The organism is Faucicola osloensis, assembly GCF_020041925.1.
GTDB lineage: Bacteria > Pseudomonadota > Gammaproteobacteria > Pseudomonadales > Moraxellaceae > Faucicola > Faucicola osloensis_D.
This window is the reverse complement of the sequence record NZ_CP083409.1, coordinates 340,663-363,784: the sequence shown is the minus strand read 5'-3', so window position 1 is coordinate 363,784 and position 23,122 is coordinate 340,663. Positions and strand designations below refer to the sequence as shown.

Below are 23,122 nucleotides of genomic sequence, written 5' to 3'. Positions count from 1 at the left end.
CCTTGCGATTAGGCAGGCAAACCCCCATAAAAAGCTGATAATTGATTGTCAGCTTTTTTATTTTTTATCATGTTTATAAGAATGCGCCTATGCTAACGCCAAAATTTGATGAACTTGTAAAACAACTCAAAGTGCTGCCTGGGGTCGGACCCAAATCTGCCCAGCGGATGGCACTGCACTTGCTTAGCTATAAACGCCCGCAAGGTCAAGCATTGGGCGAAGCCTTGATTGTGGCGATGCATGATATCAAGCAATGCCAAGTATGCCGTGGTTTATCAGATGAAGATATTTGCCCGATATGTAGCGATCCGCGCCGCAATGAGCGCGTGCTTTGTATCGTAGAGACGGCAGCAGACATGATGGCAATTGAGCAAACCGCTGGGTTTAACGGTAAATACTTTGTGCTTGGCGGGCATTTATCACCCATTGATGGCATTGGCGTGGAGCAGCTTGGCATCAATCAGCTAATTGGGCTGTTAAAGCAACACCAAGCCGCGCAAACCCCAGTGGAAGAAATCATCTTGGCAACCAGTACCACGGTAGAAGGGCAAACCACCGCGCATTTTATCAGTGAAGCGGCCAAGCCTTACGTCACTCATATCAGCCGGATTGCCCAAGGGATTCCGATGGGCGGCGAGCTTGAGTATTTAGATAGCATGACACTGGGTCAAGCGCTGCAAAATCGTGGACGGTTATAAAATCTTTTCATCAGTTTGACAAGACAAAATCCTAGATTCATCATAAAATACGCTTAAATTATCCGTCCACAAGACCCAAGTTATGCTCAGCCAAAATCCGTTAAGCCCAGCCCAATTACAACAACTTCATGACTTGCCAATCCATTGGGTGAAAACTCAGGATGCGCTTTTTGCCCTGCTCGATGACCTAGAGCAAGCCGATACCATTGCGTTAGACACTGAGTTTATCAAGCGCGACACTTTTTTTCCCATTCTTGCGCTGATTCAAATCAATACAGGCAAAGCGATTTATTTAATTGACGCGCCCAAGCTGTATTTAGAAGAGTTTTGGGAAGTGTTAGCGGATATACCCACCGTGGTGTTACATGCGTGTGGCGAGGATTTGGGGATTTATTACTTACTCTCCAACTTGCCTGCGCTGCGTAATGTGTTTGATACCCAAATTGGTTTAGGTTTTTTGACCGGTGAAAACTCGCTTGGCTATCAAAAATCGCTGCAAGAAACCATTGCTGTGCATGTGGATAAAGGTGAAAGCCAATCGGATTGGTTGCAGCGCCCCTTAACGCCTGAGCAAGAAAGCTATGCGGTAGACGATGTGCGTTATTTATTGCCGATGTTTGCGGCCATCAAAACGCAGTTGACCGAGCAAGGTTTATGGCAATACGCGGTTGAAGACTGCCAAAGCTATACCCAAGAAATTTTTGCCAACTTTAGCACGCCTGATAACGCCTTGTATTTAAGTGTCGCTGATTACCGCGATAATCGCGAGCAACTCGCCATGCTGCAAACTCTGTGCGAATGGCGCGAACAGCTTGCCAAATCAATCAATAGACCACGCACTTTTATCTTGCGCCCGCAGGCGCTGCGTGAAATCGTCGAAAAACCGCCCTTTAGCATGAAGCAGCTAAGCTTTACCAGTATCAAGCCCAATGTGATTCGCATGTATGGGCAAGAGATTTTGACGCTGATTGATAAAGTGCGAAAAGAAGATGACGCAGCCTATCCAAGTCTATTGCCTTTGCCGTATCGAAGTCTGTCTAGCGATGTGCAAAAACAACTGGAAAAAGCCATCAAACAGCATGGGCAAACCCTGTCAATTGATGAGACAGTATTGATGCGAAAAAAATGGCTGTCAGAGCTGTATGCTTACGCTGTCGCAGCAGAAAAACCGGCATTGAGCCCTTGGCTGAGTGGCTGGCGCAAATCGTGGATAATGGCAGAGATTTTACCCATTTTAGATACGGTGATTGCCAACAACCCGCCATCTAGCGAGCATGAAACGACCGCTGAATAAATAAAAAAATCCCAACGCTGATTGGGATTTTTTACTACTAAACAGGTTAAAAATAAACCGGTTAAAAAGAACCCAACATCGTACCCAAAGCAATCACCACCGTCACCGCAATCAGCGGAATTGCCATCGTCACCATGGCGACATCTTTATAAGATTGCTTGTGGGTCAAATGACAAATGGCAAATAACGTAATCACCGCACCACTATGGGGTAGCGTGTCTAAGCCACCTGCTGCCATCACCGCGACACGATGCAATAACTCAGGATCGATGCCATGTGCCACCGCCTGCGCCAAATATTCTTTACCTAAAATAGGCAGCGCGATACTCAAGCCGCCAGAAGAAGAACCGGTGATGCCCGCTAAGGTGGTCATAGCCACGGCTTCTGAGATTAATGGGTTGTTGGGTGATAGATTTAACACACTATCACGTAAAATCGCAAAACCCGCCAATGTCGCAATCACCGCACCATAACCGACTTCTGAGCCTGTATTAAAAATAGGCAACATGGAGCTATAAGTGCCTTTATTAAGACTGTGTTGCAAGTTCGTCCATTTGCCCAAACGCAGCACAATCAAGGCAATAATCGCGGTGACTAAAGCGATAATGATTGACCAAAGTCCCAAAGCGCCCTTGATATCCAAGTCTTTGAACTGCGCTTGCAGTGCAGAGAAATCCATACTCGGAAAAACCGCATACGTTAACAAGGCATTGATGCCGATGACCAATACCAAAGGAATCATCGCCACCATAAAAGAGGTGTGATGGGGGTCTAGGTTATCAGCGTGCAGCTCATCATCTTCATGAATACCATATCCCTCGCCAGCCGTTTTGGCGCTATGGGCGCGACGTTGCAACCACAGCATGCCCAAGCCAAACATCACAAGCGAACCAATAATACCCAGTATGGGTGCAGCAAAGGCATTGGTACCATAATACGGAATGGGAATGGCGTTTTAGATGGCGGGTGTTCCGGGTAACGCTGTCATGGTAAAGGTAAATGACCCTAACGCAATCGCCCCTGGAATGAGCCTTTTTGGCACCCCTGCTGACTTGAACAAATCTTTAGCAATCGGATAAATGGCAAAAGCCACCACAAACAGCGACACACCGCCATAGGTTAAAATCGCACAGACCAAAACCACAGCTAGTATCGCTTTATTCACGCCTAATTTGCTAACCACCGTTCTGGCAATCGCTGTGGCAGCCCCAGAATCTGCCATGAGCTGACCAAACACCGCGCCCAGCAAAAATATGGGAAAAAACTTCAATAAAAAGCCACTCAACGCTTTCATAAAAACGGTGGTATAGATAGGTAGTGAGCTTAGAATATCGCCTGACAGCGCAACCGCTAGGGTGGCCATCAAGGGCGCTAAAATTAATACAGAATAGCCGCGATAGGCAAAATACATTAATAGAAAGAGCGAAATAATAATCGCAATGGTACTAAACATAATGTCATCCTTGACTTATGATGGGTTTGAAGTAATGCGTGGTGATTACAATTTTTTTGAGTCCCCTGCATCATAGCAGAATTGTTTTGACTCGCAATTGGCTTTATAGCAAAAAACCACACATTTTTGCATGGCTTTTGTAAAAAATACGGTGAGTATTGATTGAAGTTTACTCTGCGATTTCACCATTCTCATAGCTTGAGATATCAGGGCAAGAGCAGATTAAATTTTTGTCGCCATACACATCATCGATACGGCTCACCGATGGCCAAAACTTATTGTCGCGTACATAGGCGAGTGGATAGGCGGCTTCTTCACGGCTGTATGGACGATCCCAGTCACCGGTCACCACTTGTGCGGTGTGTGGTGCGTTCACTAGCGGGTTGTTATCTGCTGGCCAGTCGCCGTTTTTAACTTTCATCGCCTCAGCTTTGATTTGAATTAAGGCTGAGATAAAACGGTCTAGCTCTTCTTTGCTTTCTGACTCAGTGGGCTCAATCATCAAAGTACCTGCCACAGGGAAAGACATAGTTGGTGCATGAAACCCGTAATCCATTAAGCGTTTGGCGATATCAACTTCGGTGATGCCTGTTTCGGCTTTTAGTGGGCGAATGTCAATGATACATTCATGGGCGACGCGACCATTTTCACCACTATAAAGCACGGGATAATGGTCTTTTAATTTCATAGCGGTGTAATTGGCATTTAATAACGCAGCTTCTGTCGCTTGCACCAAGCCATCACGTCCCATCATGGTGATATACATCCATGAAATAGGCAAAATGCTGGCTGAACCAAACGGGGCAGCCGATACCGCACTCATGCCATCTTGGGCATTGGGTACTGCAGATACGACATGATTGGCAATAAAAGGCGCTAAATGTGATTTCATGCCGATAGGACCCATACCAGGACCGCCGCCGCCGTGTGGAATACAGAAAGTTTTGTGCAAATTCATGTGTAGGACGTCAGCACCGACATCCGCAGGTTGCATCATGCTGACCTGCGCGTTCATGTTAGCGCCATCCATATACACTTGACCGCCGTGTTGATGAATCAAGTTACAGATATCACGGATACCTTCCTCAAACACGCCATGTGTCGAGGGGTAGGTAATCATCAAGGCGCCCAGATTGTCACTGTATTTTTGCGCTTTTTCAGTCAAGTCGGCAATATCAACGTTACCACGCTCATCGGTGGCTACCACGACGACTTCCATACCCATCATTTGTGCCGTGGCAGGATTGGTGCCGTGTGCGGAGCGCGGAATCAGACAGATATGACGGTTAGATTGACCTAAGCTTTCATGATAACGACGAATCGCCAGTAGTCCTGCGTACTCGCCTGATGCACCTGAGTTTGGCTGCATAGAGATAGCGTCAAACCCTGTGATGGCTTTGAGTTGCTCTTGCAAGCCTTCAATCATTTCAATATAGCCGCCCACTTGTTCGCGTGGCGCAAATGGGTGCACATTGGCAAATTCATTCCAAGTAATCGGTAGCATTTCGCTAGTGGCGTTAAGTTTCATGGTACAGCTACCCAGCGAAATCATACTATGATTCATCGCTAAGTCTTTATTTTCTAGCTTTTTCAAATAACGCAGCATTTCATGTTCGGTGTGATAACGATTAAACACAGGATGACTTAAAATCGCATCGGTACGTAGCAATGACGCTGGCAAAGACAAGCTGATATCATCAGATAATTGAGCGGCTACGCCTGTGAATAACTGCGTGAGTACACCAAAATCTGCCGCATCACTGGTTTCATTAAAGGCAATGGCGATATGATTATCGTCTACTTTGCGCAGGTTATAGCCGATATTAAGGGCATTTTGATAGATTTGCTCAGTTTGACCTTCGGTATTGACCAGCACGGTATCAAAAAACTGTTCATGCACAATCGACATGCCAGCTTGTTTGATGGCTTGGGCAAAAGCGCTTGCTAACGCATGAATGCGGGTGGCGATACGTTTCACGCCTTCAGGACCATGATACACCGCATACATCCCTGCCAAATTGGCCAGTAATACTTGCGATGTGCAAATATTTGAGTTGGCTTTTTCGCGGCGGATATGTTGCTCACGGGTTTGTAGTGCCATACGCAAGGCTTGTTTACCTTGGGCATCCACCGATACGCCAATGATACGACCTGGGGCAGAGCGCTTGGCACTGTCTTTAAAGGCAAAATAAGCCGCGTGTGGACCACCAAAGCCCATCGGCACGCCAAAACGCTGGGTGTTACCCAGTGCCACATCCGCACCCATGCTACCCGGTGATTTAAGAAGTACCAGACTCATCACATCAGCGGCAACGATTGTTTGCGTGCCTTTAGCTTTGACTGCACTGATGATATCAGTTAAATCAACCACATCGCCTTGCGCGCCCACGTACTGGAAAATCGCGCCAAAAAAATCACCCTGTTTGGCAACGTCAAAATCACCGACCACTACCTCCCAACCAAAATATTTGGCACGGGTTTTGATGACATCTAAGGTTTGAGTGTAGATACGGCTATCAACAAAAAATTGGTTAGATTTACTTTTACCCACGCGTTTTGCCATCGCCATCGCTTCAGCCGCCGCCGTCGCTTCATCAAGCAAACTGGCACCCGCCAATTCAAGACCTGATAAGTCAATACAAACTTGTTGGAAGTTGAGTAATGCCTCTAAGCGACCTTGAGCAATCTCCGCTTGATAAGGGGTATAAGCCGTGTACCAGCCTGGGTTTTCAAGCACATTACGTTGAATCACCGCAGGTAGGCGAGTCGGATAATAGCCTAAGCCAATATAGCTTTTATTAACCTTGATTTTATCCGCCAACCCACGCAACTTTGCCAAGGCATCATGCTCAGTCATACTCAGGGGTAAATCTAACTCTTTGCTAAGACGTACCGAAGCTGGTACCGTCTGTTCAATAAAGCTTGCCATGCTGTCAGCGCCGACGGCTTGTAGCATTGCTTCTTTTTCATCTTGGCTAATGCCAACATGACGATGAATAAATTCTGATGATTGGAATAAATCAGCAAATGATTGAAAAGACGGTTGACTCATTCAAGTTTCCTTTAGCGTCTGATAAAACATTGAAAAAAAATAGCAGGTTTTGCCATGGCTAACATGACAAACATCGGTTGAATGGATAAAAATTACACCTTGACGATAAAGCGCTCACGCCCAAAACGGTATTGCTCACTATAGATACCACGCTCGTCGCGCTCACCTGCAGCAATCACCATACAAATATGCTGGTGGTCATTGAGATCAAGCAATTTTTTGAGTTGTGGCTCGTCAAATCCCCCCATCGGGCAACTGTCAAAACCGTGCACACGGAAAGCAAGCATCAAATTCTCGGCTGCCAGTGACGTGCTAATGAGCGCCCAGTTTTTGAGATCGTCAGCATCATAGATGGGGTCAACCATCGCACCTCTGACTTTGCGAGTGGCTTGCGTCAGCACCCATTTGGCAGGGGTGAATACATTCATCACACCGCGCGTCATGGTCAGCGGAATGAGTTTGCCATAATAATCTTGCACGGGTTTTGGTACGGGTTTAACGGGAAAATACTTGATATTGTCTTTGGCGTGTTGACGCCACGTGTCAGTACGAGCGACCACGACAATCAGCTTATTGGCGGTCTTTGCTGCATTTTGGCTCATACAATAGGTCACAGTTTTTTGGCGTTTTTCTTCTGATTCAATCACAAAAAATTGCCAAGGCTGTAAATTACTTGAGCTAGGCGCTAACATCGCCATATCGAGACAGGCATTGAGCACTTCGTCACTGATGGGCGTTTTAGTAAAGCGTCGTACCGAACGGCGAGTGCTCACCACCTCATAAAAACTGGCTTGTTTTGGGTCAGCAAGCGGGGTAAGTGTTGACATAGCAGCTCTCAGGTTAACAAAATAAAGGATGCGTTACAGTTAATTGATAGGACAACAGGCTAAGGTAATCAAGCGATTACCTTAGTGCTGGGCTCTATAAAAAAGACGAGATAAAGACCATCAGATAAAGATAATTAAATACTATCTTGGTACTCGTCTGCGTCCATCAAGCCTTGGTAATCATCGGCATTGTCTGGTTTAATTTTAAAGAACCAACCTTCGCCATAAGGGTCTTCATTAATGGTTTCTGGCGCATCTACTAAAGCTTCATTGACCGCTAGAATTTCACCAGCGATGGGTGCGTAGACATCCGAAGCAGCTTTTACAGATTCGACTACGGCAATTTCAGCATCCACGTCAACATGTTCACCCACTTCAGGCAATTCAACATATACGATGTCACCGAGCAAGTCTTGGGCGTGGTGAGTAATACCAACGGTGATAGTGCCGTCTTCTTCTTGGCGTAACCATTCATGACTAGCCACATATTTTAAATCTGCTGGAATATTGCTCATAACTATTTTCCTCAAAGCGAAAGTAGGGGTGAAAATAAAAGGCTGTTAGCCAAGCAGTCACACTTGGCGCCTTTTTACTAAACATTTTTAAAAGCCTAGTATTTAAAAGCTAAGTAATTTAACAAACTGAGTAACAAAAATTTGGTCGATACAATATATATCGACCAAACTTAAAAACCAACTTAGCAGTTTAACCCATTCAACAAGTGAATCGAATTAAATAGCATTACACACAAAGTTATAATCACGACCTTGTGAAGTCACGGTTAACGCACCTTCTGCACCCTTAACGCCCCAATCATACATGGTAGTTTTGGTGGCATTTGACAAGGTATAGCGGTTACCCGAACCTGAGACATCTTGTTTTAACACCATCGCCGCTTGGTTTAGACCGAGCATTGGCGAGGTGATTTTTAAATTTGCGACATTGCTGCCGTTTTCTTGACCGTAGAATGCCACAACTTCAGTGTTGTTGTCACATTTAAAGGTTTGTGAATTTGCTTGAACTGCCAACACTTGTGACGGACTGGGCTGTGCAACTTGGGTTGAGGTACAGGCCGCCAAACTTGCCAAAAACGGTACAACAAACAGTAATTTTTTCATGATTTTACCTTCTAAGTATGATGAATTTATTATGAGTGTTTCAAATTACGCTGACTAATTATTTGAATGTTGTTCATTAATAAGCGTTAAATCCATCATAACACGATAAAATCCTAGTTGAATTGTTTGTTGCCATTTCTAACAAACGGTAACGAAATGATACGTACTGGCGTCGGTGTGCCCCGCAAATCAACCGTGGCTGCCGTATCTGTCGTCTTTGGAATACGGGCAATCGCAATCGATTGTTTTAGGCTTGGGCTAAAAGTGCCGCTAGTGATTACCCCAGTTTTGCCATTGTCTAGCGTGACCGTCATGCCTTCACGCAGTACCCCACGTGACTCTAGCACTAAGCCTACTTGCATGACGTCATTACCCTCAGCAATCGCTTGGTCTTGTTTGGCTTGCATGGCTTGACGACCCACGAAATCCCGATCGTCTTTTACCGCTAATGTCCACGCCATACCACATTCATACGGATTGATGGATTCATCCATCTCATGACCATACAAATTCATACCCGCTTCAAGACGTAATGTATCACGGGCACCTAAGCCTGCTGGGGCGATGCCATGGTCTTTAAGTAAGGTAAAGAATGCTGAGGCTTGCGCTTGTGGTAAAATGACTTCAACGCCGTCTTCACCCGTATAACCGGTACGCGCCACAAACCAATCTGCGCCTTCAATGTCGGTCAAATCTTTGCCCACAAATGGTTTTAAGGTAGCTAGGCTATCTGCCCAATTTGGTTTGGCTTGGCTCAGTTTCTGCAGAGCATTGGGGCCTTGCACCGCAAGCATAGCAAGTTCTGGGCGCTCGGTAATGGTGACAGCAAAGTCTTTGGCGACTTTGTCAAACTGTGCCAAATCTTTATCACGGGTGGCAGCATTTGAGACGATACGATACTCGGTCTCTGCATCGTTCATTCGGTAAACGATTAAGTCATCAATCACACCGCCGTTTTCGTTTAGCATGGCAGAGTAAAGCGCTTTACCGACAAATTTGAGTTTGGCGACATCATTGGCGAGCAGTTTTTGCAGCCAAGCTTTGGCGTCTTTGCCGGCGATGTCAGTCACGACCATATGTGACACGTCAAACATGCCCGCATCCGTACGCACGACGTCATGCTCTTGAATCTGTGAGCCATAATGGATAGGCAATTCCCAACCAGAGAAGTCAACGATTTTGCCGTTGCTATCGATATGGGATTGATAAAAAGGGGTGCGGTTTAAAGGCTTGTCTGTGGCTGACATGGCAAATCCTTGAGTGGGTAAAATCAAATAACGGTTTGATGTTTTAATAGCGTCGGATAAAACGCTAAAGCCAAACATCGCACATCAATAGAGCAGTAAAACTAATCCAACTTTATGTCGGTAGCTATCAGCCCTATCTGTCCTATTACCTGAGATTTTCAATCGACTTGTCAGCTTCTTACTTCTTATAGTACAGATAGACAAGTCAATCTTTTCCCCTTCGGTGGTATTGCAAAGCAATACACTCTCCAGATTTGTTATATTTTGATGCAGTGCATACGCCACTGCCAAAAATTACGATTCCAGTCCTTTTACCTGAGCGATTATAGGGTCTTTACGCCTTCGGTGATGGTTTTGGTATTTCATAATTTGATGAAAAACAAAACAACATTCTCTCCTGAAATCTTCGGTTATTATGCTGGGTTTTTAACTTTTTGACAAGCAAATTTGCACAGATTTTATGAACGCCTGATGTTTTGACAATACTGCATTATGCGGATTATTGTGTTATAGCAAATAAAGCCAAAAGCAAGTATGATTAAAGCCATTGATGAACATGAAACTTTAAGTAGTCAAATAAAGTTAAAATGTTTAACTAAAGTGCTTAAATAATTTTTGTGGTTCTGGGTTAAATTTTTGCGCGCTGACCCCATTAAAAGCAGAATAATTTAGCCTTTAAAATTTTGAATATCTTTGAATATTAACCCCAAATACCAAAAGTTGTTATTAAAAGTTGTTAAAAGTTACTATAAACGTCAGTGCTAACATCGCTGAGTAAAAATTGGCTGATTGAGAACTGGTAGATGAGTTGGGTTGTTACCTTATAAAGATGGCATAATAAAAGGAATAAAATAACGATGGACTTGATGAATATTTCGTTGGTAGGCATTTTAACCAGTTTAGCCATGGGGGGTACGTTGCCCGATGATAGCAAAACCCAACAGCAAGTGGCGCAAGTGTCGACTCATATTTTGCCAAATATCGCAGGACAGTGGCAGCTGCGACTTGATAAAACCGACGCTGCGCAGCCAAGTTGCCAAGAGCGGTATAATTTTGGGCGCGATCAGCAATTTATCGGTTCAAGCGGTCAGGAATTTACGTACGGCAAATATTTGTACGCCGACACAGGCGATGGCTTACCTGCACTAGCGATTCAGACCCAATATGATAACAATGCCACAGATTGTTCTGGCAATCGCGTTGACCAGACCGGCGATATTTTGGTTGCTTATGTCAAACAACAAGGTGAGCAAATGCAGTGGTGCAAGGATAGTAAAGGCACCCGATGTGATATGACATTGCAGCGTGTGTTGCCCTAAATTTTTTTACTTTTTCTCTGTACATCCCCTAGCACTGTCAAGATTTGCCAGTGCTATTATTCCTGTTAAAACTTGCAACTAGTGTCAAATACTTATGATTCCACCTTTTTCAAGTGCCAATTCGCAGCAACGTCTGATTAGTCCGATGGGGCGCTCAGAAGACCAAAATGACAATAATATCCGTCCAGCCTTACTCGCTGAATATATCGGTCAGCCTGTGGTTAAAGAACAAATGGGCGTGTTTATTAACGCGGCGTTATCGAGAAAAGAAGCGCTCGACCATACATTAATATTTGGACCGCCTGGACTGGGTAAAACTACACTCGCCAACATTATCGCCCGTGAGATGGGCGGTAATCTGCGCTCAACGTCTGGCCCTGTGCTTGAACGCGCGGGTGATTTGGCAGCGATGCTAACCAATCTAGAGCCTGGTGATGTGCTGTTCATTGATGAGATTCACCGTTTAAGCCCGATGATTGAAGAAATCTTGTATCCTGCGATGGAAGATTTTCAGCTTGATATTATGATTGGCGAAGGACCTGCTGCACGCTCCATAAAGCTTGATTTGCCGCCTTTTACTTTGGTGGCTGCGACCACCCGAGCAGGTTTGTTGACCTCGCCACTGCGGGACCGTTTTGGTATTGTACAGCGATTAGAGTTTTATAATGTGGAGGACTTAACGACCATTGTTACAAGATCGGCTGGATTGCTTAACGTGCCTATGACCAAAGAAGGGGCAGTCGAAGTCGCTAGACGTTCGCGCGGTACCCCGCGTATTGCTAATCGGTTGCTACGCCGCGTACGCGACTATGCCCAAGTTAAAGGCGATGGCACCGTCACCGCTGAAATTGCGCATAGCGCACTCGATATGCTCGCAGTTGATAAACGCGGGCTTGATAATCTTGATAGACGTTATCTTGAGATGCTAGAGGAGCGTTTTAATGGCGGTCCTGCGGGGGTTGAGTCGATTGCAGCCGCACTCGCTGAAGATAGAGGCACGCTTGAAGATGTGATTGAGCCGTATTTGATTCAGCAAGGTTATATCGTACGCACCGCACGGGGGCGGATGTTGACTTAGTTTTTTGAATTTTTGTAGTGACAAACAAAAACCCCTTACATTGTGTAAGGGGTTTTTGTTAATGATTTAAAAAATTATTGTACATATATGGTTCTAGTTAAGGTGTTTGCAGCAGGTGAAGGCGCATTTGTTGTCACTTTAATTTGATCTCCTGCTCGGCAATCTTCATAAGTTATAGTGTAGTTAACACGCGGATCGATTATTTTACCATTAGCTAAACTTAGATTCATTATATTAGGCACAGTTAAAACACCCGCAGTAAACTCAGCTTTACAAGTTACGTTAGTATCTACAATTGAAGGGGTTTCAGTATTTTCCTTTGGAATATTTGTAGTAATATTTGCATTCCCTAATTTATCTGCCATTACAGTATTAGGCGCAAAATTACCAACTTTGACTGTAACTGTATTATTTGGTTCAGCTTTTGAAACTGAGAAGGTGCGAGTTGATCCTGTCGTAGTCTCAATAATTTCAGGATTATAAGTAGTTTTATCAACAGCACTTACACTAATTGTCGTACCTGCTGGCATAGACACTGTTCTAGCACTATTACCAAACATATCAAAATTATACTTTATAGGCGTATTGATTGTATTGACGGGTAAGGTGTATGTTAAGTTCTCTGGTGTAGAATCAGTTGGATAATTATCATCAGGTACAGGTACATTACCTGCAAGACCTAGTATAAACTGATAACGTAATACTGTTTCTAATTGGTTGTCACACTGGTGTGTGACGGTGGATAAGGGATTGACACTTAAAATTTGGGTAACTAAATTTGGTTGACCAAATGAAGAAGTGCCACAAGCTAATGGCGACCCCGTAATTGGGCGAATATAAACATACTCACCTAAATCATGAGCGCCATTTTCATTGTCATCACGATAGAAACTGCCAATATTGTGACTTAATGGCTCACCAATATCGAATTTGTTATTTCCATTGCTATCAATATAAGATTTATCACCTTCAACATAAGCTATAACAGACAATCTACCATCACTACGTGGATTTTGAGTAGTAAATGTAGCAGAACAGGCACCATCAACGGTTGAGCAATTAGGTGTAATTTTACCACCTTCAGAAACAAAGCTTACCACCGTACCATCAGGTACTGCATTGCCAACTCTATCAACTAAGCGTACCGTTACCTCAGTTGTGTCACCGTCCACGCCAAATGCTAAAGTATTTTTGGTTAGAGAGACACTCATGCCGTTTTGGCTAGCACGCCCTGTCGCAACTGCAACATCTTTAGAGAGTGCAGTGATAATCGAATTAGTTGCTAAAGTGGCTTTTAACTCAACAGGTCCAGGCAACGCACCAGGATAAAGCGTTACATTAACCTTACCCTTACTATCACTTTTTACTGTTTGTGCTGATTGATTGCCAAGTTTAACAAAACTGAAATCGAGTGGAGCATAGGTTTTAGTAATGATGACATCTTGGTTAGCGGCAGGTTTACCATTTGAATACACAGTAAATTCGATTTGACCTGATGTTGATGAACCACTATTACTTGCGCCTAGATTCACTGCTCCTGTCGTCGTGTAGGCGATAGAGTTACCTACTATTGGAGTCAAATTAATAGAAGTATTGGCAGAAACACCTGTAGTAGTTGAGGCAGTGATAATAACAGACGTGTCTGTACATAGGCTACCATCAGCCTTTATAGCAGAATAAGTAGTGGTTGCTACACCTTCGCTATTGGTCATTACTGAATCTTCAGTGAATGTGCCACAATTATTGGTGAAGTTAACAGTGGTATTTGGTTGCAACACACCATTTTCATCAGTCACAATTAAAGAAACATTGGTGGAGCCACCAACTTCTAGTGTAGTATTAGTAGGCACTTCAGTTTTTAACTGTGTAATTTTTAGATTGGTTTTTTGTAATGAAAAGGCATAAGGTTTGCTAGTTGCAGTGATGCTATTATACGTTGATGTGGCTGTCAGCGTATAAGTACCATTATCGTTTATATCTATAGGTTTAACAAAAATAGAAGCGTTACCTTCAGTATCAGTTAATACTGAACTATTAGTAGTACTAAAACTCACACCACCACTTGCCGAAAAAGCTACAATAGCTCCAGATATGCCCTTACCCGCGGCATCAGTTACTTTGACTTTAGCAGTTGCACCTGTACTAGGAATAAAGCTAGAACTATTCACACCTTCTAAGGAAATCGCACTTATATTGATAGCTGATGTGGGTGTTGAGCCTGTACTATCAGTAGTACCACCGCTGTTTACAGGCGGGGGCAATGTGTCATTACCGCCACCACCGCCACAACCAGCGAGGGCAAGTGCGGTCGTTAATGCAGAAAGTTGAAAGGACTTGATTAGGTTGGTAGAGATAGCCATAAAGTTATCCTAGAGAAAGTAAGTAAGGCTGCTAAATAAATCGATAGAGATAAATAGAATCAGAAAAAATTACCAATTTTTCGATGAGCAGAAAATGTTACGTGATTGATGCTAAAATATAATTTTTGATGCTATCTACTTTACTAAGTTTGCACAAAAGTTACAACAAATTCTAATCATAATTTGATGAATTTAATCGAATTGAAATGGTAAGGTATCAACAAGATTTCTAAATTTAACGCTATTTTTTTAGAGGGCGTATAAAGAAGTTGCCCTGCATCTACGATATTGCTAAAAGCTCACTAACCACCCCAATGCTAAAAAATGCAAATTAAGTGACAAAATATGCTGTCAAAAAATCCTTCAACGCCTTGTAATATCATTGACCATATATCGTTATATCATTTTTGGGTAAACGCTCTGCCGCCATTGCTACCGATAGTCGCAGATGGGTCACACGTATCAATTTGTTATCTAAAAAAAGTCGTGCCTGAGCTGTTAAAAGTCATGCTGTATCAGTTATCGGCAAAAATTCAGCAAAATCCGTCATTAATCCATCAAACTTTGCCACAGGTAACAGATAAAAATAGTTTTACCCCCGAATTTTTAACTGCTTTAGTTACAAAAAAATTGACTGAAAGCGGCATCAACTTCGTAACCCTAAAACAACTGTCTAAAAAAAGCGTATCAATTTTTGAGCAGTTGTTTGATGATGAAACCCAAAAAACCATGATTGCCGGCGTGCTACTGGAAAAAACCCATTTACCCTTAGATAACCTGTTAACTATTTGGCAGACTATCACTGCATTGGTGGTGATAAATTTGGCAGATACGATAAGTTCGCTACAAAACACCATAGACTCAGCGCAGATTACTGAGTGGCTTGCGATGCAGCCGGTTTTTTTCCTGTCACCACAAGATACAGGACTGATAAATGCAGTGGGTTTTAGGCGCGCTGTCAGTTTTCAAGCAATACAACAACAGCAATTAACATGGTCAAAAATTCAAAATATTGCGGACTTGCCTGTCTATCAACAGCATATTGTCCAACAAATAACTATTTATAAAGCGTCCAATTTTTTTAACATTGCACCAATGACCATCCCGCAGGCTTACTTCAATCAACAGGTGATTTCAAACGCTAATCGCCAAATAAATAAAGCGGTGACAACAAACGCACAAACAGCCAGCAGTATTTTTGCCAAACCGCAAGTTCGCAAACGCGCTCATTGGATAGATAAGTTACAAAAAAATTGGATTGCGACCGCCACCGTATTATCTGTCGCCGCTTTTGGCGGAATAGGCGCGTTGGTGAGCGTCAAAGATAAGCCTGCCGCCACCCAAACATCCGCAGAAATGTCAGTGGTACACCCGGTTTATCACGATGTGGCGATAGTAAAAGTCGCCTCTGTAGCGGATATGACTAATCCGATAACAATAACTGAGCGTGGCAAAAAAGCAGGTATCTCTGAATTACAAGAGAATAATAAACCGCGAGATAATCACAAATCACAAGATAATAAGCATTCAGAGCAAGCTGAAAAAGCGCGAGCTATGAAAAAATCTGATAAACAAGAGGAAAGCAAAAAAGCGGAAAGCAAAAAAGACCGCAAAAAAAATACCAACGATGATGCCAAAGCCGATGACAAGAATGAGGCTAAACAAGACCATAAGAAAAAAGCTAGCTCATCTAAAGTCGACAGTGGACAATCTGAAAAAAATTCTAGTACCACCAAAGAATCTACGACTAAGGACAAAGCGGTAAAAGAAAAATCGCCAAAAGAAAAAGACAAGTCACCATCATCAAAAACCGCCCCTGACAAAAAATCGGTCAAAAAGCCCGACGATAAGGCTAATAATAAAACAGATAAAAAACCTAGCAATAAATCCAATACAAATTAAGTTGTTTAGCACAACGACATAAATTGACACATTGTTTATGAGTCTGACTAGCTCGAAAATATTTTCATGTCGTTTTTTGCCTAAAACTGCTATCATGCACAAGTTTTTCAACGCTTCAATTATCGGTTTTTGACGTTGTTTTTTTAAGGCACTCTCAAAGCTTTTCGAGGAAATCATGAGCGCAGCGACTGCACCTATCAATACTTTTACTATTACTGCACCTGATGACTGGCATATTCATTTACGGGACGGGCAGGCGCTTGCCACCACGGTGCCACATGCTGCTGCCAATTTTCGCCGCGCCATTTGTATGCCAAATTTGGTGCCACCCGTCAAAACAGCCGCTGATGCTATCGCTTATCGTGAGCGTATTTTGGCGCAAGTGCCAAATGACAGTATATCCCAGCAATTTGAGCCATTGATGACGCTTTATTTGACCGAGTCACTGACGGCAGAAGACATCGAAGCTGCCGTTGCTTCAGGTGTAGTAAAAGCAGTCAAGTTATATCCTGCAGGTGCGACCACCAATTCTGCGGATGGGGTGAGCCATATCAATCATTGCACCGATGTATTTGCCAAGATGGAGGCATTGGGTTTGCCGCTGTTGGTTCATGGTGAAGTGACGCACCATCATATTGATATTTTTGACCGTGAAAAACGCTTTATTGATGAAGTGATGGTCAATCTCATTGATAAATTTCCAAAGCTAAAAATCGTTTTTGAACACATCACCACCAGTGATGCCGCTGACTTTGTGTTGTCACAGGACAAAAATGTCGCAGCGACGATTACCCCGCAGCATTTACTGTTTAATCGTAATCACTTGCTGGTGGGCGGCATTAAACCACATTTTTATTGCTTGCCGATTTTAAAACGCCAAAGTCACCAAAAAGTATTACTTGATGTGGCAACCAGTGGTAATCCCAAATTCTTTATTGGTACCGACTCTGCGCCCCATGCGACGCATACCAAAGAAAATGCTTGCGGTTGTGCAGGCTGTTACAGCGCATCGATTGCGCTGCCCTTGTATGCCCAGGCCTTTGAAAGCGTGGGCAAACTTGACAAGCTAGAAGGCTTTACCAGTATTCACGGGGCAAAATTTTATGGCTTACCTATCAATAGTGATAAAGTCACCTTGGTGCGTGAAGCATGGCAAGTCCCCGAGCATTATCCTTATCTTGACGGTAAAGATTTGACCCCGCTGATGGCGGGACAAACGCTAGACTGGAAAGTGATGCCATTTAATTTAGCAGTATGATTTTTCACCCTTTATTTTTCTGTTTTTTTCCGCAAGGTAACGTATGACCGCCACAACTGAATCGATGACTATTGCCAACCGTTTTCGCAATTACTTGCCCGTGGTGGTGGATGTAGAGACAGCAGGGTTCAATCCAAAAACCGATGCTTTGCTTGAGATTGCGTGTATTCCAATTTTGATGGATGATACCGGGCGTTTTTACCCAGGTGAGGCGGTCAATGCCCATATTGAGCCGTTTGAAGGGGCAAATCTTGAAGCGCGCGCCCTGCAATTCACCGGCATCAATCCGCATAGCCCGATGCGAAAAGCCATTGCCGAAGATGAAAAAACCGCCATTCGCCGTATTTTTAAATATTTAAAAACGGTGCGTCAATCGACCCAATGTACCAAGTGCATTTTGGTGGGGCACAATGCGCATTTTGACTTGGGCTTTTTAAATGCTTTAATTGAGCGTACCAATAGCAAAAATCAAAGCCAATTTCACCAGTTCTCCGTGTTAGATACCGTCACTTTATCCGCGCTTGCGTTTGGTCAAACGGTACTGGCGAGAGCGTGCAAACTCGCTGGACTAGAATTTGATGGTAATGAAGCGCATTCTGCCTTATATGACACCCAAAAAACGGCTGAATTGTTTTGTTATATCTTAAATAATTATCCGCTGCTGACGCCAAACTTGGCGAGCGATGAGCCTAATGATGAGGAGCATAAGGATAGTGATGACGAGAGCGTACTAGTGCCATCTGACGACCCAACTGGTAATTAAGTTTTTTGGTAGTTATTGAGATATTTAACCTTTTTTAATACCCAAATTACGTCATTCATCCAAATCTTTAAACTTTAACTGCTACAAATATCAGTATCATGAACATAATCAGCGCCGCAGTCGCAAGCGCCATTTTTTTGCCATAGCTAGTATCTTCTCGTTGGGTTTGCTTGAGTAATGACAGGGTGGCAATACCTTGTGAAATGCGTATGGCGTCAGGGTGACCATGTGCCGCAGCCAGCTCTAGCCAGTATTTACCCATCTCGTTATCTTGCTCGACCTCATGTCCTGCATAGTACAGTTTACTGAGTAATTTCTCCGCACGATTATCATGCTGTGAGGCTGCTTGTTGCAACAGTAGCAAAGCTTGTTGGGAGTTTTGAGAAATCTTGAGTAAGTGATTGCCTTCAAATAGCCATAGCGCTTGGCGCAGTAATGCATCCACAAGACCATTCTTGGCAAATTCATCAATCACTTGTACGGCTTTTGCCAAATTGTCTGCTGAGATATTGTCTTTCCCTACATTTTCTGCTGGTACATTGTTTTCGGGTACACTGTTTTCTAATAAATTGTCACTTGATTGCGCTGTTTGAATCAGCACAACCGCTTTTCCATACATTGCTCGGCTTTCCTCTGCCATGTCTGAATCAAGCCATTGAATGGTCTGCAAATCCTGTGCAAGCTCGCCAAAAATCGCATGTTTGTTGACCACTGCCTGTGATTCGGCAATGGATTTACGCTGATTGAGCAGTCCTTCATGCAGTGTGGGATTGAGTAGCGCGGCTTCAACCTCTGCCTTATAGCGCGCAACTTCCTCTGCTTGGCGCTGCTGTTCTTCAAGTTGCTTTTGCTGCTCAATTTGTTTGGCTTGGGCTCTTGCTTGCGCAACGACTTGGCGATTTGAGCGTGTTTTTGATGGGATTTTGCTGGTTAGCGATTGAGAGGCAAGGGGATTGTTGATCGAAGTGGGCGCCGCCGATGACGCCGTTTGTTGAGCCATGTGCAAAGATTTATCAGTAGCAGGGGTGACATTTTCTGATACTGCTTCATGATCATTGGGTGTATCAATTTCAGTGGACTTATCCATCACCGGGGTGATTTGCATCACTGTTTGGCTAAAATCTGGCACCTCGGTAAAGTCAAACCGATAAATTTGCGGCAATGCTACGCCGTCATCGGCTGCCATCTCATTGGGATATTTACGATCAATCAGCGGATTGTCTTCATCAGTGATAAATTTGGGATGAGAGAAATGAGATGCAATCATGGTGTTGGATAAATGTTGATAGTGATGTCATTATAGAGGACAAATCACCGAAAGTAAAAAAGCCAAAATCATAAAAAAACCATAAAAAAGGACAGCGTCACTGTCCTTTTTATTGTCTTTTTCTACTTTCCTTTTAATGGCAATTAAACGCTGACTTGTGACAGCGCTATTTTACAGTCGTTATCTTGCAGGTGTTATAGTGCAATTATTGTGCAATGGTTACGGGCGTTTTTGATTGTAACTCTTCAAACGTGACACCGTCTGCCAGTTCAACCAGTTTTAAACCGTTATCGGTCACATCCATGATGGCTAAATCAGAGATGATACGATTCACCACTTTTTTGCCTGTCAGGGGTAGCGTACATTCAGCCAATATTTTTGGCTCACCATGTTTGTTGGTATGTTCCATCAATACAATGACGCGTTGAACGCCTGCGACCAAGTCCATGGCGCCGCCCATGCCTTTGACCATCTTGCCAGGAATCATCCAGTTGGCAAGATCGCCACTGTCTGAAACTTCCATCGCCCCCAAGATGGCAAGGTTGACTTTGCCGCCACGAATCATGGCAAATGATTGTGAGCTTGAGAAAAAGCTCGCACCGGTCGCTGTGGTAACAGTTTGTTTGCCCGCATTAATCAAATCTGGGTCAACTTTATCGGGTGTTGGGAATTCATCAATCCCAAGCAGCCCATTTTCTGATTGTAGCCAAACATTAACACCTTCTGGAATATAGTTCGCCACTAAGGTCGGCAAACCGATACCTAGATTGACATAAAAGCCGTCTTGTAGTTCTTTTGCCGCTCTTTGTGCCATTTGTTCACGAGTCCATGCCATGGTAATCTCCTTATATCCTAGTTTGTCTGTTCTTTGGTCGTCACTTTTTCGATGCGTTTTTCTGGGTTGGCATTGACCACGATGCGATGCACATAAATACCCGGCAAATGAATTTGGTCAGGGTCTAGCTCGCCAGTTTCCACCAACTGCTCAACTTCGACAATGGTGACTTTACCTGCCGTGGCGACATCTGGATTAAAGTTTCGCGCCGTTTTGTTGAACATCAAGTTGCCTGCTTTATCGGCTTTTTGGGCTTTGACCAGTGCCACATCAGCGACTAATGAGCGCTCAAGGATATATTGACGACCATCAAATTCACGCTCTTCTTTACCTTCAGCAATTTGGGTACCTACGCCAGTTGCGGTAAAGAACGCAGGGATGCCCGCACCGCCTGCACGCAATTTTTCTGCCAGTGTCCCTTGTGGGGTCAATTCAACTTCCAATTCACCCGATAAAAACTGCCGTTCAAATTCTTTGTTTTCACCCACATACGACGCAATCATTTTTTTGACTTGGCGAGTCTCTAGTAATAATCCCAAACCAAAGCCATCGACACCCGCGTTATTGCTGATACAGGTCAAATCTTTAACGCCGCTATCTCGCAAGGCTTCAATTAAAGCTTCGGGGATACCACACAGACCAAAACCACCGACCGCAATCGTTTGTCCATCTTTGATGACTCCCTCAAGTGCCGAAGCTGCGCTGTCATATACTTTGCTGGTCATACATTCACTCCTTGTCGCTAACCAATGTTGTTAATATCAATTACCAAAAATAAAAATCACGCTCAAACCTAAAAATTCCAAAACGAAACAGATTGTATCATTATAGAATTTATATAACAAATTTTGTCTTAAGTAAATCACATTGCATGAATTTTTGCAAAAAGTAAAACCAGTTTTTCGCAAAAATAGGGCATAAAAAAAGGCATACTAGGGATGCCTTAAATTTATCAATTTTTAACAGTCAATTTTTTATCCATTGTCTAGTCATCATTGGCAGAGCGAGTGATGCGTTTGGCATTCGAGTTGACCGTCTTGGCTTGTCCGTCAATGGTCGTGCCAAATTTACCGCCGTTGTTATTTTTGCTACCAAAGCCCCCAAAAGGATTTTGTCCGCCCATACCACCAAATGGATTTTGACCACCAAACGGGTTTTGTCCACCCATGCCGCCAAGACCCCCTAAGCCACCCATTTTTGAGGGATCCATACCGCCCATTTTGCTTGCCATCATTTGCATCAATTTTTCTGGGTTTTTAGTGGCATAGTCTTTGGCAAAGGCTTTGAACTTATTTTGTACCGCAGGTAATAACACCACAAGTGCCGCAATATCACTCAAAATACCTGGCAGTACCAACAAGATACCTGCCACCGCAAAAGCAATCGCTTTCACCACGGAATTTTCATTAGGACGCATCGCAGGGTTAAGCATGGCGGCTTGCGCTTGTCCAGCCATCGGTTTTAAGGTAGCTATGCCTTTTTTAATCAGGGCGGCACCCACAAAGCCGGCCACGACAAACCACAAAAACACCCACCAGCCACTGACAAATTGTGCGATTAAATACCAAACCAGCATCTCAATAATCAACCAGACAATGGCAATCCCAACTATATTTCCCATGAAAATACGATTCCTAAATTGTGAATAAACTATAAAGAACAAACGATGCATCATTAACCAATGCAATAATGATGGGGGTAATGAATAAAACTATCAAATAGTTTTTTGAAATTCAGCAATTTTTTCGTTAAATTTTTGATAAATGCTATAATTTGACGGCATTTTTAGCTTTGATGTTTTTAGTTTCGGTGTTTTTAGCTTCGACTGCATTTTTAGCAAAATTGTTTTGTGGGTATCTTTTTTTACGAGCATGTTTTACGAGCATCTTTTACGAGCATCTTTTATGAGCATCTTTATTGGTATTGACCCAGGCTCACGTCTGACAGGCTATGGCATCATTCGGTTGAGTGGGGATAAACTTGAACATTTGGATGCAGGCACGATTCATGCTTACAGCCAAGGGGAAACAATGCCCGAGCGGCTCAAGCGGATATTTGATGGGATTAGCCGTATCGTTGAGCATTATCAAAAATATACCAATGAACCCATGACCGCCGCCATCGAGCAAGTATTTATGGCATCAAACCCCGATACCGCGCTCAAGCTTGGGCAGGCGCGGGGTGCAGCGATTGCCGCCATGGTTGCCAAAGATTTGCAAGTAGCTGAATATACCGCACGGCAAATCAAGCAAGCGGTATGTGGCTATGGCGCGGCAGACAAAGAGCAGATTCAGCTTATGGTGATGCGTTTGTTGAGCCTTGAGATACAGCCGCAAGCGGATGCGGCAGATGGCTTGGCGTGTGCGATTTGTCATGCGTATCATAGTCAGACACTGAATAAATTGCTCGGCGGTGCAGCGGTAATTGCTGGTCAAAGTGCAGGCGGACGCTCAAAGAAAAAAGGGCGCTGGCGATTGACCGAAGTTGATTTGGGTAATTTAAGTTAAAAGGCAGGTTAAAAGATAGGTTAAAAGGCAGTGGGTAAACGAATCTCAAGAAAATTTTTATATACAACAAGGCTTTTGACGGGTTTAGACTTCTTTGTCAGCACAAAAATCGCTACAATGGCATCTTTTGAAAATTGAACACAA

18 protein-coding genes, 1 pseudogene and 2 riboswitches are annotated in these 23,122 nt (G+C 43.6%); of the genes and pseudogenes, 8 read left to right on the top strand and 11 right to left on the bottom strand.

The genetic code is table 11. The features are described from left to right. Positions 1–89: 89 nt before the first annotated feature. A complete protein-coding gene (recR, locus tag LAJ61_RS01545) occupies positions 90–698 on the top strand; it encodes a recombination mediator RecR (RefSeq protein WP_224054212.1) in 609 nt (202 codons plus the stop codon). A gap of 82 nt (positions 699–780) precedes the next feature. Beyond that, the gene (locus LAJ61_RS01540; protein WP_224054211.1) at positions 781–1,992 is read left to right on the top strand and encodes a ribonuclease D; all 1,212 of its coding nucleotides are present in this window, start codon (positions 781–783) and stop codon (positions 1,990–1,992) included. 61 nt (positions 1,993–2,053) lie between these two features. Here the strand turns inward: LAJ61_RS01540 and LAJ61_RS01535 are convergent. From LAJ61_RS01535 to gcvT, 6 genes and pseudogenes are all read right to left on the bottom strand, one after another. Further along, positions 2,054–3,445 (bottom strand): annotated as a pseudogene (locus LAJ61_RS01535) (GntP family permease). 169 nt (positions 3,446–3,614) lie between these two features. After that, complete coding sequence (gene gcvP / locus LAJ61_RS01530) at positions 3,615–6,497, bottom strand: aminomethyl-transferring glycine dehydrogenase (protein ID WP_224054210.1); 2,883 nt, start codon at positions 6,495–6,497, stop codon at positions 3,615–3,617. Positions 6,498–6,589: 92 nt separating this feature from the next. Then, positions 6,590–7,324 (bottom strand): nitroreductase family protein, encoded by a 735-nt coding sequence (locus LAJ61_RS01525; protein WP_224054209.1) that lies wholly within the window; start codon positions 7,322–7,324, stop codon positions 6,590–6,592. 134 nt (positions 7,325–7,458) lie between these two features. Further along, complete coding sequence (gcvH, locus tag LAJ61_RS01520) at positions 7,459–7,839, bottom strand: glycine cleavage system protein GcvH (protein WP_007115930.1); 381 nt, start codon at positions 7,837–7,839, stop codon at positions 7,459–7,461. 216 nt (positions 7,840–8,055) lie between these two features. Beyond that, entirely contained in the window at positions 8,056–8,442 is a 387-nt protein-coding gene (locus tag LAJ61_RS01515) for an MliC family protein (protein ID WP_095356933.1), read from the bottom strand. A gap of 113 nt (positions 8,443–8,555) precedes the next feature. Then, entirely contained in the window at positions 8,556–9,689 is a 1,134-nt protein-coding gene (gcvT, locus tag LAJ61_RS01510) for a glycine cleavage system aminomethyltransferase GcvT (protein ID WP_224054208.1), read from the bottom strand. A gap of 127 nt (positions 9,690–9,816) precedes the next feature. Beyond that, positions 9,817–9,951: riboswitch (glycine riboswitch) on the bottom strand. 31 nt (positions 9,952–9,982) lie between these two features. Continuing rightward, positions 9,983–10,099: riboswitch (glycine riboswitch) on the bottom strand. Positions 10,100–10,546: 447 nt separating this feature from the next. Here gcvT and LAJ61_RS01505 point away from each other — a divergent pair. Next, a complete protein-coding gene (locus LAJ61_RS01505; RefSeq protein WP_224054207.1) occupies positions 10,547–11,008 on the top strand; it encodes a hypothetical protein in 462 nt (153 codons plus the stop codon). Between the two features lie 94 nt (positions 11,009–11,102). After that, positions 11,103–12,086, top strand: coding sequence for a Holliday junction branch migration DNA helicase RuvB (gene ruvB, locus LAJ61_RS01500; protein WP_062331309.1), 984 nt, complete (start codon positions 11,103–11,105; stop codon positions 12,084–12,086). Positions 12,087–12,160: 74 nt separating this feature from the next. On the opposite strand, the gene LAJ61_RS01495 is transcribed toward ruvB, so the two are convergent. Beyond that, complete coding sequence (locus LAJ61_RS01495) at positions 12,161–14,446, bottom strand: hypothetical protein (protein ID WP_224054206.1); 2,286 nt, start codon at positions 14,444–14,446, stop codon at positions 12,161–12,163. 345 nt (positions 14,447–14,791) lie between these two features. Here LAJ61_RS01495 and LAJ61_RS01490 point away from each other — a divergent pair, with 345 nt between their 5' ends. From LAJ61_RS01490 to rnt, 3 genes are all read left to right on the top strand, one after another. Further along, positions 14,792–16,348, top strand: coding sequence for a hypothetical protein (locus tag LAJ61_RS01490; protein WP_224054205.1), 1,557 nt, complete (start codon positions 14,792–14,794; stop codon positions 16,346–16,348). Between the two features lie 175 nt (positions 16,349–16,523). Continuing rightward, positions 16,524–17,606: a dihydroorotase gene (gene pyrC, locus LAJ61_RS01485; RefSeq protein WP_224054204.1), complete on the top strand. Its 1,083-nt coding sequence runs from the start codon at positions 16,524–16,526 to the stop codon at positions 17,604–17,606. A 43-nt stretch (positions 17,607–17,649) separates the two neighbouring features. Then, positions 17,650–18,369, top strand: a complete 720-nt coding sequence (rnt, locus tag LAJ61_RS01480) for a ribonuclease T (RefSeq protein WP_224054203.1) — start codon at positions 17,650–17,652, stop codon at positions 18,367–18,369. A 67-nt stretch (positions 18,370–18,436) separates the two neighbouring features. Here rnt and LAJ61_RS01475 read toward each other — a convergent pair whose 3' ends face one another. From LAJ61_RS01475 to LAJ61_RS01460, 4 genes are all read right to left on the bottom strand, one after another. After that, on the bottom strand, positions 18,437–19,636 hold the full coding sequence (locus LAJ61_RS01475; RefSeq protein WP_224054202.1) for a hypothetical protein: 1,200 nt from the start codon (positions 19,634–19,636) through the stop codon (positions 18,437–18,439). Positions 19,637–19,841: 205 nt separating this feature from the next. After that, complete coding sequence (locus tag LAJ61_RS01470; RefSeq protein ID WP_138017959.1) at positions 19,842–20,471, bottom strand: 3-oxoacid CoA-transferase subunit B; 630 nt, start codon at positions 20,469–20,471, stop codon at positions 19,842–19,844. A gap of 17 nt (positions 20,472–20,488) precedes the next feature. Beyond that, a complete protein-coding gene (locus LAJ61_RS01465; RefSeq protein WP_060994364.1) occupies positions 20,489–21,196 on the bottom strand; it encodes a CoA transferase subunit A in 708 nt (235 codons plus the stop codon). Between the two features lie 260 nt (positions 21,197–21,456). Continuing rightward, entirely contained in the window at positions 21,457–22,092 is a 636-nt protein-coding gene (locus LAJ61_RS01460) for an FxsA family protein (RefSeq protein ID WP_224054201.1), read from the bottom strand. Between the two features lie 283 nt (positions 22,093–22,375). Between LAJ61_RS01460 and ruvC the strand changes: the two genes are divergently transcribed. Then, complete coding sequence (gene ruvC, locus LAJ61_RS01455) at positions 22,376–22,978, top strand: crossover junction endodeoxyribonuclease RuvC (protein ID WP_060994366.1); 603 nt, start codon at positions 22,376–22,378, stop codon at positions 22,976–22,978. Positions 22,979–23,122 lie beyond the last annotated feature (144 nt).

Excerpts from the sequence above, each read along its gene's own strand:
- gcvP (WP_224054210.1), bottom strand. The coding sequence starts at position 6,497 with ATGAGTCAACCGTCTTTTCAATCATTTGCTGATTTATTCCAATCATCA.
- recR (WP_224054212.1), top strand. The coding sequence starts at position 90 with ATGCTAACGCCAAAATTTGATGAACTTGTAAAACAACTCAAAGTGCTG.
- LAJ61_RS01495 (WP_224054206.1), bottom strand. The coding sequence starts at position 14,446 with ATGGCTATCTCTACCAACCTAATCAAGTCCTTTCAACTTTCTGCATTA.
- LAJ61_RS01465 (WP_060994364.1), bottom strand. The coding sequence starts at position 21,196 with ATGACCAGCAAAGTATATGACAGCGCAGCTTCGGCACTTGAGGGAGTC.
- LAJ61_RS01460 (WP_224054201.1), bottom strand. The coding sequence starts at position 22,092 with ATGGGAAATATAGTTGGGATTGCCATTGTCTGGTTGATTATTGAGATG.
- gcvT (WP_224054208.1), bottom strand. The coding sequence starts at position 9,689 with ATGTCAGCCACAGACAAGCCTTTAAACCGCACCCCTTTTTATCAATCC.
- LAJ61_RS01515 (WP_095356933.1), bottom strand. The coding sequence starts at position 8,442 with ATGAAAAAATTACTGTTTGTTGTACCGTTTTTGGCAAGTTTGGCGGCC.
- ruvC (WP_060994366.1), top strand. The coding sequence starts at position 22,376 with ATGAGCATCTTTATTGGTATTGACCCAGGCTCACGTCTGACAGGCTAT.
- rnt (WP_224054203.1), top strand. The coding sequence starts at position 17,650 with ATGACCGCCACAACTGAATCGATGACTATTGCCAACCGTTTTCGCAAT.
- LAJ61_RS01540 (WP_224054211.1), top strand. The coding sequence starts at position 781 with ATGCTCAGCCAAAATCCGTTAAGCCCAGCCCAATTACAACAACTTCAT.
- LAJ61_RS01525 (WP_224054209.1), bottom strand. The coding sequence starts at position 7,324 with ATGTCAACACTTACCCCGCTTGCTGACCCAAAACAAGCCAGTTTTTAT.
- pyrC (WP_224054204.1), top strand. The coding sequence starts at position 16,524 with ATGAGCGCAGCGACTGCACCTATCAATACTTTTACTATTACTGCACCT.
- ruvB (WP_062331309.1), top strand. The coding sequence starts at position 11,103 with ATGATTCCACCTTTTTCAAGTGCCAATTCGCAGCAACGTCTGATTAGT.
- gcvH (WP_007115930.1), bottom strand. The coding sequence starts at position 7,839 with ATGAGCAATATTCCAGCAGATTTAAAATATGTGGCTAGTCATGAATGG.
- LAJ61_RS01470 (WP_138017959.1), bottom strand. The coding sequence starts at position 20,471 with ATGGCATGGACTCGTGAACAAATGGCACAAAGAGCGGCAAAAGAACTA.
- LAJ61_RS01475 (WP_224054202.1), bottom strand. The coding sequence starts at position 19,636 with ATGATTGCATCTCATTTCTCTCATCCCAAATTTATCACTGATGAAGAC.
- LAJ61_RS01505 (WP_224054207.1), top strand. The coding sequence starts at position 10,547 with ATGGACTTGATGAATATTTCGTTGGTAGGCATTTTAACCAGTTTAGCC.
- LAJ61_RS01490 (WP_224054205.1), top strand. The coding sequence starts at position 14,792 with ATGCTGTCAAAAAATCCTTCAACGCCTTGTAATATCATTGACCATATA.